The sequence below is a fragment of the Roseburia sp. 1XD42-34 genome, from assembly GCF_009917385.1.
Classification (GTDB): domain Bacteria; phylum Bacillota; class Bacilli; order Bacillales; family Amphibacillaceae; genus Virgibacillus.
In genome coordinates this window covers 97,239-115,450 of the sequence record NZ_QWLJ01000009.1, presented here as the reverse complement: position 1 = coordinate 115,450, position 18,212 = coordinate 97,239, and the positions used below count along the sequence as shown (strand labels likewise).

At 39.0% G+C, this 18,212-nt stretch carries 14 protein-coding genes and 1 riboswitch; of the genes, 6 read left to right on the top strand and 8 right to left on the bottom strand.

What is annotated here, in order from left to right; genetic code table 11:
* Positions 1-2: 2 nt before the first annotated feature.
* A complete protein-coding gene (gene menD / locus D1839_RS07290; protein WP_120379245.1) occupies positions 3-1,748 on the bottom strand; it encodes a 2-succinyl-5-enolpyruvyl-6-hydroxy-3-cyclohexene-1-carboxylic-acid synthase in 1,746 nt (581 codons plus the stop codon).
* Entirely contained in the window at positions 1,745-3,136 is a 1,392-nt protein-coding gene (locus D1839_RS07285) for an isochorismate synthase (protein WP_120379244.1), read from the bottom strand. Before D1839_RS07285 ends, menD begins: the two co-directional genes overlap by 4 nt.
* Positions 3,137-3,352: 216 nt before the next feature.
* Between D1839_RS07285 and D1839_RS07280 the strand changes: the two genes are divergently transcribed.
* Genes D1839_RS07280 through D1839_RS07270 form a run of 3 tightly spaced genes read left to right on the top strand, consistent with a single transcriptional unit; the run spans position 3,353 to position 5,072 of the window.
* Positions 3,353-4,291, top strand: a complete 939-nt coding sequence (locus tag D1839_RS07280; protein WP_120379243.1) for a 1,4-dihydroxy-2-naphthoate polyprenyltransferase — start codon at positions 3,353-3,355, stop codon at positions 4,289-4,291.
* 11 nt (positions 4,292-4,302) lie between these two features.
* Positions 4,303-4,689, top strand: coding sequence for a hotdog fold thioesterase (locus D1839_RS07275; RefSeq protein WP_120379242.1), 387 nt, complete (start codon positions 4,303-4,305; stop codon positions 4,687-4,689).
* 29 nt (positions 4,690-4,718) lie between these two features.
* Positions 4,719-5,072: a hypothetical protein gene (locus D1839_RS07270; protein WP_120379241.1), complete on the top strand. Its 354-nt coding sequence runs from the start codon at positions 4,719-4,721 to the stop codon at positions 5,070-5,072.
* A gap of 76 nt (positions 5,073-5,148) precedes the next feature.
* Here D1839_RS07270 and D1839_RS07265 read toward each other — a convergent pair whose 3' ends face one another.
* From D1839_RS07265 to D1839_RS07250, 4 genes are all read right to left on the bottom strand, one after another.
* Positions 5,149-6,114: a P1 family peptidase gene (locus tag D1839_RS07265; protein WP_120379240.1), complete on the bottom strand. Its 966-nt coding sequence runs from the start codon at positions 6,112-6,114 to the stop codon at positions 5,149-5,151.
* A gap of 732 nt (positions 6,115-6,846) precedes the next feature.
* Positions 6,847-7,443: an ECF transporter S component gene (locus D1839_RS07260; protein ID WP_199690007.1), complete on the bottom strand. Its 597-nt coding sequence runs from the start codon at positions 7,441-7,443 to the stop codon at positions 6,847-6,849.
* Positions 7,444-7,612: 169 nt separating this feature from the next.
* Positions 7,613-7,752: riboswitch (FMN riboswitch) on the bottom strand.
* 641 nt (positions 7,753-8,393) lie between these two features.
* The gene (locus tag D1839_RS07255) at positions 8,394-12,728 is read right to left on the bottom strand and encodes a S8 family peptidase (RefSeq protein WP_120379239.1); all 4,335 of its coding nucleotides are present in this window, start codon (positions 12,726-12,728) and stop codon (positions 8,394-8,396) included.
* A gap of 557 nt (positions 12,729-13,285) precedes the next feature.
* A complete protein-coding gene (locus D1839_RS07250; RefSeq protein WP_120379238.1) occupies positions 13,286-14,344 on the bottom strand; it encodes a M20/M25/M40 family metallo-hydrolase in 1,059 nt (352 codons plus the stop codon).
* Positions 14,345-14,538: 194 nt separating this feature from the next.
* Here D1839_RS07250 and D1839_RS07245 point away from each other — a divergent pair, with 194 nt between their 5' ends.
* Positions 14,539-15,096 carry a thioredoxin family protein gene (locus tag D1839_RS07245; protein WP_120379237.1) on the top strand — a complete coding sequence of 186 codons (558 nt, stop codon included), beginning with the start codon at positions 14,539-14,541 and terminating at the stop codon, positions 15,094-15,096.
* Positions 15,097-15,801: 705 nt separating this feature from the next.
* Entirely contained in the window at positions 15,802-16,863 is a 1,062-nt protein-coding gene (locus D1839_RS07240) for a potassium channel family protein (protein ID WP_199690006.1), read from the top strand.
* Here D1839_RS07240 and D1839_RS07235 read toward each other — a convergent pair.
* Positions 16,834-17,253, bottom strand: coding sequence for a YugN-like family protein (locus D1839_RS07235; protein WP_120379235.1), 420 nt, complete (start codon positions 17,251-17,253; stop codon positions 16,834-16,836). The two genes, D1839_RS07240 and D1839_RS07235, sit on opposite strands and share 30 nt — an antisense overlap.
* Before the next feature lie 184 nt (positions 17,254-17,437).
* Between D1839_RS07235 and yugI the strand changes: the two genes are divergently transcribed.
* Entirely contained in the window at positions 17,438-17,803 is a 366-nt protein-coding gene (yugI, locus tag D1839_RS07230) for a S1 domain-containing post-transcriptional regulator GSP13 (protein WP_120379234.1), read from the top strand.
* Between the two features lie 40 nt (positions 17,804-17,843).
* Here yugI and D1839_RS07225 read toward each other — a convergent pair whose 3' ends face one another.
* The gene (locus D1839_RS07225) at positions 17,844-18,083 is read right to left on the bottom strand and encodes a DUF378 domain-containing protein (RefSeq protein WP_050350395.1); all 240 of its coding nucleotides are present in this window, start codon (positions 18,081-18,083) and stop codon (positions 17,844-17,846) included.
* Positions 18,084-18,212 lie beyond the last annotated feature (129 nt).

Here is an 18,212-nt window from a genome sequence, read left to right as displayed (position 1 = left end):
GATTAATTCCTCTCTCCTACTATTTCCTGCTCAATTGCCTGCCATTTTTCACGATGCCAAAGAGCATTGACCTCCCGGTTTGTTTTTACTTCAACAACTACCAGCCCAGCTTGTTGATAGCTTTCTAAAAGTGCTTCCCTTACCTCTAGTTCTGTTTTCGCAAGCACATACTGACCACCGTACATGTGGACCGCATGTTTAAAATCAATATTTAGAGGTGTACCAAATAATGATTCGAAATGCTGTTTGTCATTTGCCTGTGATAAAAAAGAAAAAATGCCCCCACCGTTATTATTAATTAATAAAATAGTAAGTGGTAATTGATAATGCATAGCAGCATGCAACCCATTCATATCATGAAAAAATGATAAATCTCCTAATACAAGAGTTACTCTACTTCCAGCTGCACATGCTCCCAAACCACTTGATACGACACCGTCAATTCCGTTTGCCCCACGGTTAGCAAGTACTTCGATTTGCTTTTTTGTGGTCCAAAAGAATGAATCTAAATCACGTACTGCCATACTGTTTCCAACAAAAATACAGCTCTTTTCCGGGGTTGTCTCGAGTAAAGTACGTACTGCTTCCCCCTCTTTAAGCTCCTGATCTGGCTTATAGTTTAGGTGCTTTTTCGCAATCTCATTATATTGCTTCCAGATTTGCAACCATGTTTTTGAACCCTTTAGCGTTGCTGAAGCTGCAAAATCCTGGCAGCACTCAACTGCATCAGCAAAGATAAACGTGGTTGATGTACTCGTTGGTTCACGAAATCCTTCATAGTCTTCCACAACTATTTGCATTGCATGAGGATGTTGTTTTACATAAAATGAATATGCTTTGGAGACTGGCATTGCGCCAAAGCGAATAATAAATTCCGGTTTCAACCTTTCTCGAATTGCTTCATTGCGTAATAATGCGTCATAACTTTCAATAATTACATCTGAGACATGGCTTCCAGCTCGAACCTGTGATAATGGGTCTGCTAAAATAGGAATTTCCCATTTTTTAGCTAACGTCGTAATTGCCTCTGGTAATTCAGGATCTGTTTGTGGTCCGCAAACCAGAACACCTTTTTCCTTATTCGCTAATTTTAGTAATATCTCCTCCATCTGCTGTTTGGATAAATGTTTCTTCCCTTCATAAGCAGGTAAGATTGAAGTCGGATGAGAACGTTCATGAATCCCCCACACGTTTTCATACTGAAAATCTACCATTAATGGTTCCCGAAAAGGAAAGTTCAAGTGAACCACACCAGGGTTCCCTTCCAGAGCCATATAGCACGCACTTGCAGCTTTATTTCGTACATATTGAAGCATGTGCGGAGCAGCTTCCGGAAGTGCCATTTCATGAAACCATTTTACATAATCTCCATACATTTTTATTTGGTCAATAGCCTGAGGAGCACCAACATCCCGTAATTCATGCGGGCGGTCAGCAGTCAAAACAATTAGCGGAACCCTGCTATAATAAGCCTCGACGATAGCTGGAAAGTAATTGGCAGTTGCTGTTCCAGATGTACAAACAAGAATAACGGGTCGCTTTGTTTTCTTCGCCAGTCCAAGTGCAAAAAAAGCAGCGGACCGTTCATCAATAATAACCCATTCTTTCATCTTTTTATGCTCAGCCAACGTTAGCGCTAGCGGTGTGGATCTGGAACCAGGAGAAATAACGGCATCCGTTAATCCGTTGGCAACTAATTCATCGACAAAATTCGTCACATAGCGTGTCAAAACTTCTGTATGATTCATGCTTGTCCTCCTAAAACAGTTAACATTGGAAAGAATTTAATGCGTGTTTCTTCAAATTCTTCCTCTGGATTTGAATCTTTGACAATTCCACAGCCTGCAAACAAAGACGCTTCATCTTCTTGAATTAATGCCGAACGAATCGCTACTGCAAATTCCCCATGGTCGTTACTATCTAGCCAACCAACAGGAGCACCGTACCATCCCCGGTCTAACCGTTCATAATCCCGAATAAACCTCATTGACAAATCTCGCGGTACTCCACCAAGAGCTGGTGTAGGATGTAATTCTTTGACAACATTAAAAATCGTAAAACCATCTTTTAGCCTTCCTGTCACAGGCGTATATAAATGCTGTAGATTTTTCAACGGATATACAACGGGTGTATCTGGTATGTGCACATCCGTGCAATATTTGTTTAATCCTTGTTTAATCATTTGCACGACAAACTCATGTTCTTCCCTATTTTTCTGGTCATGTAATAGGTTGTCTGCCATTTGTTGATCTTCTACTTCTGTTTTACCTCGTGGTGCGGTTCCTGCTAGGCAAGTTGATAACAGCTCCTGTTTATCTACCTTTACAAGTCGTTCCGGGGTAGCGCCTACAAAGCAACTATTATGTTGTTCAAAAGCAAACACATAACTGTTCGACTGTTTTTTAATTAAATCACCTAAAATATGACTAATATTCACTTGCTTACTAAATTGAAGACGCAACTCTCTAGCAAGCACGATTTTATCCATTTGCTTCTGTTGGATCTCTTGTTTCGCTTTTTGTACAGTTTGCTTCCATTGTTCTGGAGCAATCACTTTGGAGTTTACTAGATGCGGTACCCCATGTGGATCTTTAGAAGCTTGAAACAACATCCTTTCAACATCCTCTATTGCTTTCATTAACTGAACAGGATGATCATCCTTACGTATCTTCAAGTTAATGGTAAAATAAACATCTTCCATATTCTTTGTCAGCATATATTCTGGTACAGTAAATTTAGCTCTAGGGAAATCAGCCCACAGTTCCGTTCTTGGCTTTTGTGGGTCAAAATCTAATCCACCTAGACTTACTAATCCGGTTCCAGGTGCTTGAAAAGGGTTATAAATTCGTACATCATCTAGTAGTTTCTTCCAAGTAATTTCTGTATAGTGAAAACGATCTTGGTTGGCACTTATTTCAAATACATTTCCAACCCCAACGATGGAAAAAGAATCCTTTGTGCTTGTCCAAAAACATCGCTCTTTATTTAATTTTGCAGCTGCTGCAAAGAAAAGAACTGGATCTTTTGGTTCTACCCGTTTCGTAATGCTAACAAGTTGAGTCTCTTTCGTTAATGGCATCTGGTGAATGGCATCCCGCAAGAGTTTTTCCACTTGCTGATCCTGTACTTCTATCATTTCAATTAACCTCCGTTAAACTAACAATGACAAACTTTCTTCTTCATTTTATTCTCTTTTAAGCTTATTCTCAAGGAAATCAATCGCAAGCGTTGACACTCTATCATAAATTCCATAGAATTAATATGATTATCGTTCTCATATTTTATTAAGTAGTAACAGTAGCTCATGTTATACACTTTATATATAGTAACAAACAAGGAGAGGGGAGAATAGATGCATTCATCCAATAAAGTTACCGTCAAAGATGCACTTAACGAAAGAGATGGTTTTCAGATCTGGTGGCGACTACTACGCCCTCATACATTAACCGCTTCATTTGTACCAGTGTTTGTCGGCTCTATGCTTGCTTTTCATGAAGGTCATATGAACATACTCCTTTTCATGGCCATGCTTATTGCTTCCATGCTTATTCAAGCTGCCACAAATATGTTTAATGAGTATTATGATTTTGTTAAAGGTCTCGATAACGAAGAATCTGTTGGTATCGGTGGTACGATCGTCCGCGACGGAATTAAACCAAAAACAGTCTTGCAACTAGCACTAAGCTTTTTCGGAATTGCCATGTTACTCGGTGTTTTCATTAGTGCTACATCAAGTTGGTGGATTGCAGTTATTGGTTTAATCTGTATGCTTTTCGGATATTTATATACTGGAGGTCCTTACCCAATAGCCTATACCCCATTAGGGGAGTTGTTTTCGGGATTCTTAATGGGCACTGTCATTATCGGAATCAGTTATTTCATTCAAACCCAAACCATCACGTTAGAAGTAATACTTGCTTCCATTCCAATTGCCATATTTATCGGAGCCATCTTGCTTTCCAACAACATTCGTGATTTGGACAATGATAAAGAAAGTGGTCGAAAAACGCTTGCGATTTTATTAGGTCGAAAGCGAGCTATTGGCTTTCTAGCGCTGATGTTTTTAACAGCCTTCTTCATCACCGCATGGCTTATTATAAAAGGTATTTTTCCATTATGGTCACTCATTACTTTTATCGGTGCCATAAAAGCTGTTGATGTGATCCAAAAGTTCAAAGGCAAGACACAGCCGCTTGAAATGATGCCTGCTATGGCAGCCACTGGTAAAACCAATTCCATTTATGGGATTCTGTTAGGTATCTCATTATTCATTAGTACGTTTATAAATTAGGAGGAAGCTTCATGGTTTATCCGAACACGTTAATGGAAACTCTTGGCATGGAGTCGGTGACGATGACAAAAGAAAAAGTCCAGCTTACAATGCCCATCGACCACCGAACTCGCCAACCATTCGGGTATCTGCATGGTGGTGCATCTGTTGCGCTTGCTGAATCAGCAGCTAGTATTGGTGCCAGTCTACATGTGGATCTCCAATCAGAAGCAGTTTTTGGAATAGAAATTAATGCCAATCATATCCGCAGTGCTAAAAGCGGACTTGTAACAGCAACAGCAATTCCTTTACACATTGGCAAATCAACGATGGTTTGGGAAATAAAGATTACCGATGAACAAGGTCAACTCCTATGTGTTTCCCGATGTACCATTGGTATAATTACCAAGAAAAAATAATCCTCGGACCTTCAGAAAGGGATTCTCCAATGAAAACATATCTTAGCCAAGATAAATTATTTGAGTTTCAAGAAAAACTCTTAAAAATGAAAAAAGAAACAGAAGAAGCTATCGAAGCGAATAAGACGGTAGCTCCCAACGAGGCTTTACAAGAATTAGCCGATTATGATAACCACCCCGCAGACATGGGAACAGAACAGTTTGAGCAGCAAAAACAAGCTAGTGTGAAGCAAATGTTAGAAGAACAATTACAAGCAATTGATGATGCGTTACAGAAAATTGAACTGGGAACGTTTGGATTAAGTGAAAAATCGGGAAAACCAATCCCGATTGAACGGCTAGAAGTACAACCTACAGCTCGTTGCTTGGTGGGGGAAGAATAGGAATCACACTTCATTTCAGTGGTGAATCCCCACTGAAATGAAGTAGTCATTTTCCAGTTAGAATCAAATAAACCTGCTACCCTTTTGGCTTAAACGTTTGGTAGGAAGGGACGTTACCCATCGAACTAGCTGAAATAATTGCTTGAACAATCGCTTCTTCGACTACTTTCACTGCCATGCTACCAATAAGATCAACGGAAACGCGTTTGTTCCCTGTTGCTAGTGTAAACATCGTATCGCCATCCAACATAGTATGTACAGGATAGATTGTCTTAGCTAGCGCATTATGCGCTATTTGTGAGATTTTTGTAGCCTCTGCTTTAGTAAGAGAAACATTAGCTGCTACAACACCAAGCGTCGTATTCATGCCAGGCGGTATTTGTATTTGGTTCTTTTGCATGTACGTAATACTGTCAATTATTTGTTGCGTATTTGGATCAATCGGACCTGCAAGTATTTTTCCACTATCTGGACACCTAATATCCCCAACTGCATTTACAGCTACTAATGCACCGATAATAATACCATTTTCTAATTCCATAGAAGCACTGCCAAGACCACCTTTCATACAATGTTTTATACCTGTTAATTTACCAACCGTTGCACCACATCCAGCACCAACATTTCCAAACATAAAGGTTCCCTTTTTAGCCTGTTTGGCTGCTTGGTAACCCATTTCCTTATCGGGACGGATATTCCCATCCCCAACAGCTAAATCAAATAATATCGCTGCTGGAACAATTGGCACTTTAGCAACACCAACATCTAAACCAATTCCTTGTTCTTCTAAATAGTCCATCACTCCATCAGCCGCTGCTAACCCAAAGGCGCTCCCTCCAGAAAGCGTAATTGCATGAACTTGTTCTACTGCATTCACTGGATTTAACAACGCTGTCTCACGGGTTCCTGGAGCAGCTCCTCGTATATCAACACCACAAACAGCGCCAGTCTCTAAAACAATTACTGAACAGCCTGTCATCGCCTCTGTATCCTCAACATTTCCCACCTTAATCCCAGGTACATCCGTTATATTACCGTACATTATGAAAACACCTCTTTCCTTCTTCATTTTTGCAAATAAAAGTTGTTGCTACTATAACATATTTAATCATAAGAAGATTAGCACATAAATTCGATTGACTGAATTCACTTTTCAATGGTAGCACTTAAAGACTGAGTGCTTACGAAATAAAGCATATGTGTTTATATTATCCACCTACTTAGACACGTTGCCACAAAGAATATCAGTCTCCGGAAGTGGAGTCTAAGAGCATCTTATTTATAGGATAAATTTCTACAAGCGTTATTGTATTTACATAATAGCTTTCTTAAAAACCATGTTATTTTGCAATGTGATTAAGCATTACTAAAAACTCACCTTTTCATCCAAAACTTCACGGGAAGGAGGGATTATTTATACTTCGTGCACAGCACATACACTTCACCAAAAACTCAACCTTAAACTAACACGAGCAACATTTCGCATCGAGCAGGTGGAACAAAGGCGCAAGGCGCCCGGTTAGCAACGTAGCGACTGGAACGAAGCAACTAAAGTTTTAGGAATCATGGTAAGGATACGAACCAATGATGACTTATCGTAGGGCGATTCGTGAAGTTGCCTAGTTGCTGGGCGCTTGCGACGGACGTGGCTAAATAACTTCGTAAGTTTATCCACAACGGCAAAATTTGATAATTTCCTAGACCGTAAAAAAGCAGTGCAGCCCATTAGAAATAAAGAACTGCACTGCTATATTTATTCATTTATAGAATTATGTTACGACGAAGCAAATTTTGCTTGTTTTACTTCAAGCCATGTACGTAGCTTTAAAAATAACGGAACAAATAATAAACCAACAATAATTCCTTTTATTATATTAAATGGTAAGATCCCACCATAGACAACTCCCCATTTAACCGCTGTACTGGACATATCCTCCCAACCCATGAACCACGCATATGCCGGTAAGAAAACGAAATAATTTAATACACTCATTCCAACTGCCATAATAATAGTCCCAGTAACTAAGCCAGAAACAATACTTTTCACGCCTTTAAATTTGTGATACAGCATGGAAACTGGTACGACAAACAATATGCCCGCTATTAAGTTAGCAAGAACACCGATTGGATCAGATGCTCCAGAGACGGCTAAATACAAAAGGTTTTTAATAGCCACTACAAGTACGCCAGCAAATGGTGAAAAGATTAATGAAGCCATTAAAGCCGGAACATCACTGAAATCAATTTTCAAAAAAGCTGGTAATAACGGCAGTGGAAAGTTCAAGAAAAACAATAATAACGAGATCGTACCTAATAAAGCTAATACAATAACTTTCATCAGTTTCGACGATTGTTTATTCATTGGTTGCATATTCTATTTCTCCCTTCATCATGTATCGATTCCAATCTCGTGATGAAGGATCTAAGCCTGTTCCTTTTTCTCACACTAAAAAACCCTAAAGCACCTAATCGGGGCTTTAGGGTAAACGTAAACAAGCATAGGAAAAAGCAAGGCACATATGTGTACCTATGATTCGGCTCGACATCTTCTCCCATCCAGACTGTAACTGTCGGTTCTGGACTTGCACCAGATCAACCACAATAATGATTGTGGGTCACGGACTTAAAGCATACGCTTTTTACCGTCGGTCGGGAATTTCACCCTGCCCCGAAGATGGAATCGATATTTTATTGTTACAATTATTTTACATGACATGCATTGGTTTTGCAAGAAAATAAAACGAAATAGTATATTTACTAGTGAGCTAGTTAGAAAAACAGAATAATAACTCCTATACTTTTTTTAATAATATGTAAGTGTCCCTAAAAAATTATACACCAACTAATTTACCTACAACATTTGGTTAAAAAACGAGTTATAGTTGCGGTAATCGAGTGCGAAGTATGGAGGTGAACTCTCAAATATATATTGTGGATAGTTTCATAGGCAGTAAAACGATGTAATAAAGAAAACTACAACGTGTCTAAAGTTCTATAGTCTCTGGCTAGATTTATTTCACTTTATCCTTAGCTCTAGACACTGAATTAGCAACCTATTGACCCCGCTCAGAACAAAGGCGCAAGCGCCCGTTTAGCAACGAAGTGACTGGAACGAAGCAACTAAAATTTTAGGAATCAAGGTGAGGCACGAACCAATGAGGACTTATCGTAGGGCGCTTCGTGAAGTCGTCTAGTTGCTGGGCGCTGAAGTCGGACGGGGCTATTGGGTTATATCGGTATCCCAAAGCAACAAATTTTATACTTTCTTACCTTTTAAAACAACCCTCGCATCCCGTTTGGATGTGAGGGTTTACAATAGAACTACTTTTCTACGTTAATCCATAATTTACCTTCCGCCTGCTTGCGTTGTTCATTGCCGTAATCATCTTCTACCTTGACTTCTATAACTGCACCTTCTGCAACCACACTGCTCGTTGCTGTCCAATAGCCGACATAATGACCTTCTGATGTTTCCATCATTGGCAGTTCCTTTGCGTTCGTTACAGTATTTGTTAGCGGCATATGGATGACATAGGTTGCTTTTAAACCTGGTTCACTGTCCAATTCGAATTTCACCGATTCTCCAGCTTTTAGATTAACATCTTCTGTCGGCGTTAAATTCTCGATTTTCGGAGCAGTGTAATCAACATCCAAGCTAATTTGTTCTTTTGTTTTATTGCCTGCTTCATCTTGCGCTACGACCTTAATTTTATTATTTCCATTATCTAGTAACATGCGCTTAGAATACTTGCCATTCTCCACTTTTGCTTTCTTACCGTTCACTTTAACGACATCCAGATGATCATCAGAGACAGTACCTTCCACAGTTACAGTTTCTCGATTAAATTTGTCCTTATCTTTTGGTGAGTCGATCGTTAATTCAGGCTTTTTCGTATCCAATGTAATATTTACTGGCTCCGACTCTCCTGTCGTTGTTCCTTCAAGCAGCGATACAGCCGTTAATTCATTTTCCCCTTCTGATAAAACTGCAGGGATGGCAAACGAACCATCATCGCCTATTTCAGCTGAGTCAAGCTCTTTACCATTATTCATCAATTGAATGGTCGTCGTTGGTGAAGCAGTCCCTTTCACCGTAACCTCTTTTTCATTCGTAATCGTCCCATCCTTTGGGGAGATAATCACAGGTTGCTCCACTTCGTAATTAACACGGGCACGGATCATATAGTTCCCTTCATCTGCTGGTGATTTTGACCATGCACCACCGACTAATTGATAGCTCCTATCCGAATTTGGACTACTCTCATCCGTGGCAAGTCCAGGTGCTCCTGTATTTGGTGCTGTTTGTACATAGACGACGTAGAATTCTTCTTCTACAACTATGCCATGCTTTTTTAAGTCAACAACCGTCCAATCATTTTCATCGCGAACGGCTTCTGCGTCGACAGGACCAGCTAACTTCTTACCCGGTGTACCATCAGTTCCAGTTGCATCCCAAATCTCTACTTGGAACGCGGTACCGCCTGGATCTGGAAATTCATCGTTCCAAAATTTAAAGACAGCTGCATCTACAATACCATTCTCTTCACCTTCTGGTAACGTCATCTTTACGCCCCAGCCATTTCCAGCATCATAGAAGGCCCGAGCATTTTCTGCAGTTCCATCATCATACGCAATTTCACCACCTGGCACGGTATAAAATGCTTCTAGTTCAATGTTTTCAGTAATATCGCCATCCTGTAAAACGATTTCTTTCTCGGTACCATGGTAGCCCGTTGCCAGTACTTTGAGCGTATACGTTCCACGATAAGCGGTTAGTGAATAATTCCCATCTTCATCCGTTATTACTGGATCAATATTTGCATCCTCTACTACTAGAATGGTAGCATTTGAAACAGGATTACCAGTTTGTTCATCCTTAACTGTGCCACTTACAGTGTATTGATCCATTTCTTCTAACGTAAAATCCGCTTCCGCTGTCCCATCTGCTTCAATAGTTACAGATTGCTCCTGAGACTCAAATCCATAAGCTTCTGCTTTTACAGTGAAATCACCAGCACCATGCAACAGAGAATAATTCCCTGTAGCTGGATCTGTAGTTACCGTGCGTCCACTTTCTAATACACTTACTTGTGCTTGCATTGGCAATAACGTTGGATTGATAGGATTTTGTTCGGTTTGTGGTTTCTTCTTTGGAATTACAGGCTTAATTTTTGTAGGGTCTACTTTTTCCTTCTTAGCTAGCTTTTTATCCTGTTTATCCTTAGCGTTAACACGTTGCAAACCACTAAATCCTAACAAACTAGGGTTAAGCTGCGCTTTTTTCAATGATACGCTATCTGTATTAGGTATATCAGTTAAGGCTACGTCATCGATATACCAGCCCTCTCGGGTGACGCTACTATCCGTATCTAAATTAAAACCAATATAAATCCGTTGCCCAAGGTAATCAGACAAATCGACCTCCGCATTCTCCCAACCATCGGATACATCCGAGATTTCTTTAAGTTGTGTCCACTCCTCCTGATCTGTAGAAATAAAGACATGACCATAGTCGTAATTATTCTCCAAATTATACCATTGGTTGAATTGTAAATAGGCTCCTCCTTCTTTAGGAAGATCAATTGGCGGCATCACAAGTGTTGTATTCGAATCACTCTCGTATTCACCTGCTAAATTAGTTGCATATACATTTTTTCCAGAAGCTCCACTTTCCGGTCCAGAAGTTGGCACTCCACGCTCCCAACTGTTGTTTTCACCAAATACAGTCCAGCCTGCAGAAACCGCTTCAAAATCTTCTTCATACCCAACCGTAATTCCCGGAAGTAGAGCAACCTCGTACGTCTCACTGTTCACTTTATTATTCCCAAAATCATTTATATGCCATGTATAAGATAGGGTTTCCCCGGTTAGGTGTGCACCAGGGATGGAAGCTTGATAGCTTCCATCCTTATAATCTCCAGAAACACGCTTTGCTTCTACTGTTTCCTTTTTTCCATCCGCTTTCGTATATTCTAAATTTACACCATTTATACTAATATTATCGCGGACTTGAATTAATAAATTCAAATCCATGCCTGTATACGCTTCTGCTATAGGTTCATATTCAAAAACTGGTGCTTCTGTGTCTTGTCCAGCTTTCGTTACTTGTCCTTTAATGGTTCCCAAACCAGAAACTAATGAAGAAACAGCGTCATAGGCATTAACTAAACCATGTCCATACCCATTATTTGGTGATTCGGGAAAATCACTATCCGTTAATGGATTTGCAGTTGACATCGCGATCTCTTCCATTTCATCAACTGTTAAGCTAGAGTCCGCTTGTTTCATTAATGCCAAAACACCTGAAAGTGCTGGACTCGCCATTGAAGTGCCATTCCATCCGCCTTCATAGCCTCCGCCTGGTACACTTGAACGTATATTAACACCAGGTGCTGTTACTTCTGGTTTTATTTCGTCATAAGGTGAAGGTCCAAGTAAAGAAAAACTTCCTAGCACATCATTAACGTCTGTAGCACCAATTGCGAATGATTCAGGATAATTAGCTGGTACTGCTACCGAACCAGGGCCGCCAGGGTTAAATAAGGTCGTATTTCCTGCAGCGAACGCTGGAAAAATTCCTGCTTCTCTCCAAGCTGTAACCACATCCCGATACCATTCATCCAGACCAGATCCCCCACCCCACGAGTTATTTACAATGTCTGGGGCCATGGAAGCGTCTCCATTTGGTGCCAACATCCACTCCGCTGCTGCTAATAACCAATTGTCATATCCACTACCTGCTGCATTTAAACCTTTTGCAGCAATCCATTTTGCCCCAGGCGCTACGCCTATTTGATTGGAACCATCTGGCTCGGCTCCAACCATTGTGCCTGTAACATGTGTGCCATGTCCATGATCATCATAGGCCTCTTCTTCTCCAGCGGTAGCATCGAAGAAACTAGCAGTATGGTCTACTTCACCGGTTTCTGAATTATATCCGCGATACTTCTCCTGTAGAGCTGGGTGGTCCCACTGCACACCACTATCAATGCTTCCAACCACAATTCCTGTCCCGTCAAAGCCCATATCCCAAGCAGATGGAGCTCCAACTCGCTCGACATTCCATTCTAGATCCGCATCTTGAGCTTTTATTTTTTTTGCCTTTTTATCAACTTTTACTTCAAACAGCTTTCGCTCTTCATTCGGCAAAATTTTCTCTACTTCAGGGTAAGTGGCAATTTTTTCAGCTATCTTTTTGGTAGCGGTCACTGACATCCCATTCACAATATGGTAGGCTTGGAATGTCTCTACTTCCCCTTTTTCTTTTTGCTTTTGTATATACTCTTTAACACTCGCTTGTGACTCAAGGGCAGTAGCTTTCAATTCCGAGATAACTGCAGAGCGTTGCGCATGCTCTATTTTTTGAGCTGTCAAGCTAGCTTTTTTCGCTTTTTTCTTTGCTTGTTTCGCGGCTCCTTTCACATCTGCTTTGTCAGCAAATTTCACAAGGAAAGTCACTTTATCACTAGCTTTAAACTGCTTCGTTAATTTGCTGCTCAGCTTATTTTCCATTACTTTACTGGAATCGCCTACCGACTCGTGCAATTTCGGTGAACCTTGCGCATTTGCCATTCCGGGTGTTAGTAAAGAAAATGCAATAAAGAATGTTGCGGCAATGCTGATCAGTTTGGATTGTCGCCTTCTTTGTCTTTTCAAAACTATTCCTCCCTTCTTTTTTCACCAAAGCTACAATGAAAGAACTCTAACTTATCGCGCCCCCTTCCTTTTTTGGTTCTATGCTTTTGTAGCTAGCATGTCAGTCTATGTTGTTAGACTAAGTATAGTAGAGAATTGAAGGGAAATTGTGTCGATACAAGTCGAATTATATATCAATATTCTAAATTGATTAAATAGTCACACTTTTTCTTTTATATATTCATGTAGCTTATTGCCGATTTCATATTTTTTTGCAAATAAAAACGCTGTTCATTCCCATAAAAATAGGAAAAAAAACAGCGTTTACTTGTTGATAGATGTTCAATTAAAAGGGAAATATCTGTAAAAAACGATAAAATTGACCTATTTATCCAAAATACAGATTGAATTTTTTGCTTGTAATAGGAAAAAACGAGACTTTAAACTTGCGGGTCACATTCCAGAAATAGATCATAAGCCTATATCTGTACCAAATCACCTTCCATATACCTATAAGTCCCGTGTTAATTATTTTCTCATTCAGAAAGTTGCATTATACCGTGGATATAAAAATCTATTTAAAGTTCAAGTGGACTTAAACTTTCTTCTCCAGTTAAGGAAGATATCATAGCCACCAATAGTTCAATTTCCTCCATTATATCTTTAATGCTTACTGTTTCTACAGGAGAATGCATATAACGCAGTGGCAACGACACAAGTGATATAGGGACTCCTTTTCCGGTTAGTCGCATTTTATCAGCATCTGTTCCAGTCATTCGCGGTGTAAGCTCATATTGAATGTCCATTTTTAATGATTTAGCTGTTTTTTCTAATAGTTGGTTCATATTTCGATTGATTGGTGCGCCTTTTGCTAATACCGGTCCTTTTTCTAAACGAACATCACCATACTTGTTCGTATTAACGCCGGGATAGTCCGTTGCAAATGTTACATCACAAGCAATTGCCATATCAGGCTTTACACCTGCAGCTGCAAAATAAGCCCCTCCCATATTTGTTTCTTCATTTACAGTGCTAGCTGCATAGACACCTACTTGACATTTCGTTTCTGTTAATTTTCTTAATACTTCTGCTACAATAAACGCTCCTGTCCGGTTATCCAATCCGCGCCCAGCAATATAACGATCTAACAATATTTCTGGCTCTGTTTTATACACTGCTAAATCACCAATATGTATTTGTTCCTCGGCTTCTTCCTTCGTTCGAAAACCGCAATCGATAAACAAATCTTCCAAGCCAAAATCATTTTTTAATCCGCCATGATGTTGGGCATTCACGCCGATAACACCTGTAACTCTTGTACTTTCTCCTAACACAGTCACCTTCATTCCAACAGCTGCTTTTGGATTAATGCCACCCATTTTATCAAAATGCAGAAAACCATGTTCATCAATGCGGTTAATAACAAGTGCAATTTCATCACAGTGACCAGCTAAAAGCACTTTAAATGGTGCTTCTGGATTTATAATACCAATTGCATTGCCAGCATGATCAGTTCTTATTTCATCCACAAATTTTTCAACATACTTTATCCACTTCTTTTGTATTTCCATTTCATAACTAGATGGAGATGGTGTGTTTAGTAACTCTAATAAAAATTCTTGATTTGCTAATTGCATCTAAATTCCTCCTATTCATCCAAAAGATTCTATAGTTATCATAGCAAAAAATCATTCCATAAGCACTTTTGTTTACGATTCATATATGTATCGGTAGACTTAATAAAAGCAATTGATTGGGAATTAAACTAGCAGATATCTTCATACAAAATTCATGGAGTTATGCTAAAAAATATGGAAAGGAAGCGATATGTGTGAATCTCCTACAATGGTTTGAAAAAGGTATAGAACCAGACGCCTATATCGAAGCAATGACAAAGCATAAGGAAAATTTGCTCACCATTTATGATCACTTCGATTTACCAGCTGACCATCATTTTTGGGAGCAAGTTAAAGAAAGGCAATTGCAGGTCATCGTAATTACAGAAGACTGGTGCGGTGATGCCATGCTTAATATCCCCATTTTACTTAAACTGGCAGAAGCAACCGATATGAACGTTCGAATGGTGTATCGTGATCAGAATTTAGAACTGATGGACCAATATTTAACTAATGGAAAATCGCGATCCATACCGATTTTTATTTTTATCGACCAGCATGGAAACGAAAAAACCAAATGGGGACCTCGTGCAGAAAGCATTCAAGCATTTGTAAATGAAGCGCAGGCAAAGCTCCCAAATAAAGAGTCGAGCGATTATCAGGAAAAGTTTAAGGAAATGATTCTATTTATGAATAAAACCTTCCGTGATAACACCCATTTTTGGCAAGATGTTTATAGTAGCTTAAAAAACGCATTGCAGCAAGCTCTTTAATGGTCGATTAAAAGATCTACTTTTAGCCCGATAAAAAGAAAACCTAAACTTATCGAAATATCTGTTACTTCAAATTAAAATTGCATTTAACCAAACTCGTTTATGAGCAAGTTAAACATCGTTTTCTTCTGGAAGCGGGGTATTAAAGTTAATACTGTTGTTTAAAATAAGCCACCTATTCAAACCTGCTTTCCAAAAACGCCCATCGCTTTATGGTTATAAAGGATGGAACTTGTCCATACTGTTTTAGAAAGATGTTCCGAAAAAGTTGTTGCATACTGTTACTTATACGAAAACGAAAAGTTTTTTTAGAGGAACTGTATTTACTTCCAGAATAAATTGCATTTTCCACAGTTCCTCTTCTGCATTTCGTTTACTATCTTGAATACTATGTCATGTATTATAAGGAAATCATTTTTTATTACAAATAACTTCTCGTTTGCAAATGACCTTGTTTCGTTATCCAACACGAAATGAACAAGTGAATTTTCCAACAGCAGGGTTTTCTTTCACCTCTTCACGGATTGTTAGTAGCTCAAGGTTATGACCAAAAGACCTCTTACGAAAACGGGTATTTAGGTGCTGTTATCTCCTACTTAGACTTATTGCAGTACAGATTATATTATCCTACTCCTGAAGTAGGGGTCTTACAGCGCCTTATATACGAGATAATAATAGCAGGTTTTCCATTATGATGTGATTATTATGAAGAAAGATATTTACAGTTTCCTTCGAGAAAGCATGCAGAGTCAGGTGAGTAGTGTGAGCATTCGTCTTATTAAACAAATCTATTTTAAGCTTCCTTTATTAATCAAACTGCTGATTAGCATTTTTTTATTTATGTTCATTTTTGGATATCTTATTCATATTGCGGAACCAGACCAATTTCCTTCCATTTTTGACGGTATATGGTGGGCATTCATCACTGGAGCAACAGTTGGTTACGGAGACTTCGTGCCGTTAACCCCTATTGGGAAATTAGTAACGATACTGTTAATTTTAACTGGCTGCAGTTTAATTGCTTTTTACATTACTTCTTTGGCAGCTTCCACTTTTCGTCAGGAACAGGCTATTGAAGAAGGAAGAGTAGCGTTTAAAGGAAGTCATCACCTTGTACTCATTGGTTGGAATGAAAGGAGCAGACGGTTAATTGAAATCATTGCTCAGTCCAATTCACACATTCAAATGGTACTTGTCGATACGACATTAGAGCATGTATCGTTTTCTGATTACCCCGTCCATTTTATACAAGGTGATCCGACAGAGGATCGTGTTTTAAAAAAAGCAAATATTAAATTAGCAGATCGCGTATTAATAACAACAGACACTGCCAAAAATGAACGCGATGCTGATAATATCACTATCTTGACGGCTGTTGCTATTCGCGGAAACCATCCAACCATTCCAATTATTGCAGAAATCGTTACGTCTACGCAAATTGAAAATGCACATCGTGCTGGAGCTACGACGATTATTCGCTCCAATGACTTTACCAGTGTGCTGTTTTATCAAGAGCTATTTCGGCAAGCAACATCCAAACCATTTGAAGATGTTTTTCATCTATTAGGTACCCAACAATTTTACCACGAAGAAGTACGAAAAGATCTGGAGGGTGTATCTTTTCAAGATACAGTTGCTCTATTACGGAAGAAACAACAAATTCTGTTAGGAATTATCCGCGATAACCGCTACCATATAAACCCTTCGCCTGCATTCCGCTTAAAAAAAGGGGATCAGTTAATTGGACTCATTCCGCGGGGTAAGTAATGCTTCCACTTCCTTTATACATTCCTTTCCTATGTCTATATATGTTTTAGGAATCTCCGTATCTGGGTCGGTTGGGGTTTGGAATTGATTAACCAGCCCCTGTATAGCCCCATTCCTGCTATCTTGATCATTTCCTCCTTCATATTGATGCCCTAGTAAGAACGGCTGCTGAATACGGACTGTAACACCTGGTGAGTCTAAAGATCCTGCAATGGATTCAAAAGGAATACGCAAAAAGAAATACGTACCTCGATCATCCAGCTTAATATCAAAATATCCATGATCATATTCCCAATTTGCTCCTATCACGAAACCAATGGGCTTTAGCACTTCTTCCATTTTATATAAGTGATAAGTTTTATTTTCTAAATTTGATTGTAAAGGTACCATTCGTTTTACTCCTTCCATCCTAAATAATAAAGCATGTACTTGAAGACATGTTAGTTGTATTTGTTTATGCTTTGATGATTTAATATTAACGGAATGCTACACTTATGTTTTGCTACATACCCATTATTATGCTAAAATATTTTATTGTGTAAAAAGAAACGAATAGAAATAGGAGTTGTTCAGCATGACAAGCAATTTTGAGATTGGACAAATTTTGGATGGAAAGGTTACTGGAATTCAACCATATGGCGCTTTTGTAGCTCTAAATGAAGAAACACAAGGCCTTGTTCATATTTCTGAAGTAACCCATGGGTATGTTAAAGATATTCATGATCATTTAACTGTTGGTGATGAAGTCAAAGTAAAAGTTTTACAAGTAGATGAAGAAAAAAACAAAGTTTCTTTATCGATTCGTGCAACCCAAGAAGCACCAAAGGCAAAACCAAAGCAAGTTAAGCCAAAGCAAGAGGAAACAGAGCCAGCTGGATTTAATACATTGAAAGATAAATTAGAAGAGTGGATGAAACAATCCAGCTACAATAAAAAATAACTATAAGGCAAACTCCCTAACATGAGTTTGCCTTATTTATTTATCGTTTCGCTCTTTCTGGTTCTCGCTGATCTGCAAAAGCTTCATCGGTTTTAAATAACAGTGGTATCAATACAAGCCCACTAAGCCCAACTAATGTATAGATAACGCGGGCAAATGCTGCACTTTGTTCACCACCAAATATTGCAGCCACTAAGTCAAACTGAAATAAACCAATTAAGCCCCAATTCACTGCACCAATAATTGTAATCGCTAAAGCTGTACGTTGTATACCATTCATGTTTACAACCTCCTTCCTTTAGTATCTAGAATAGTTTTTGTAAAATGAACGGAGATTATACAGTTTCTTTCTTGATTTCCCACCCTCTCTTGGGTAAAGTGAATAATGTAACAAACTTAATTTTATTTC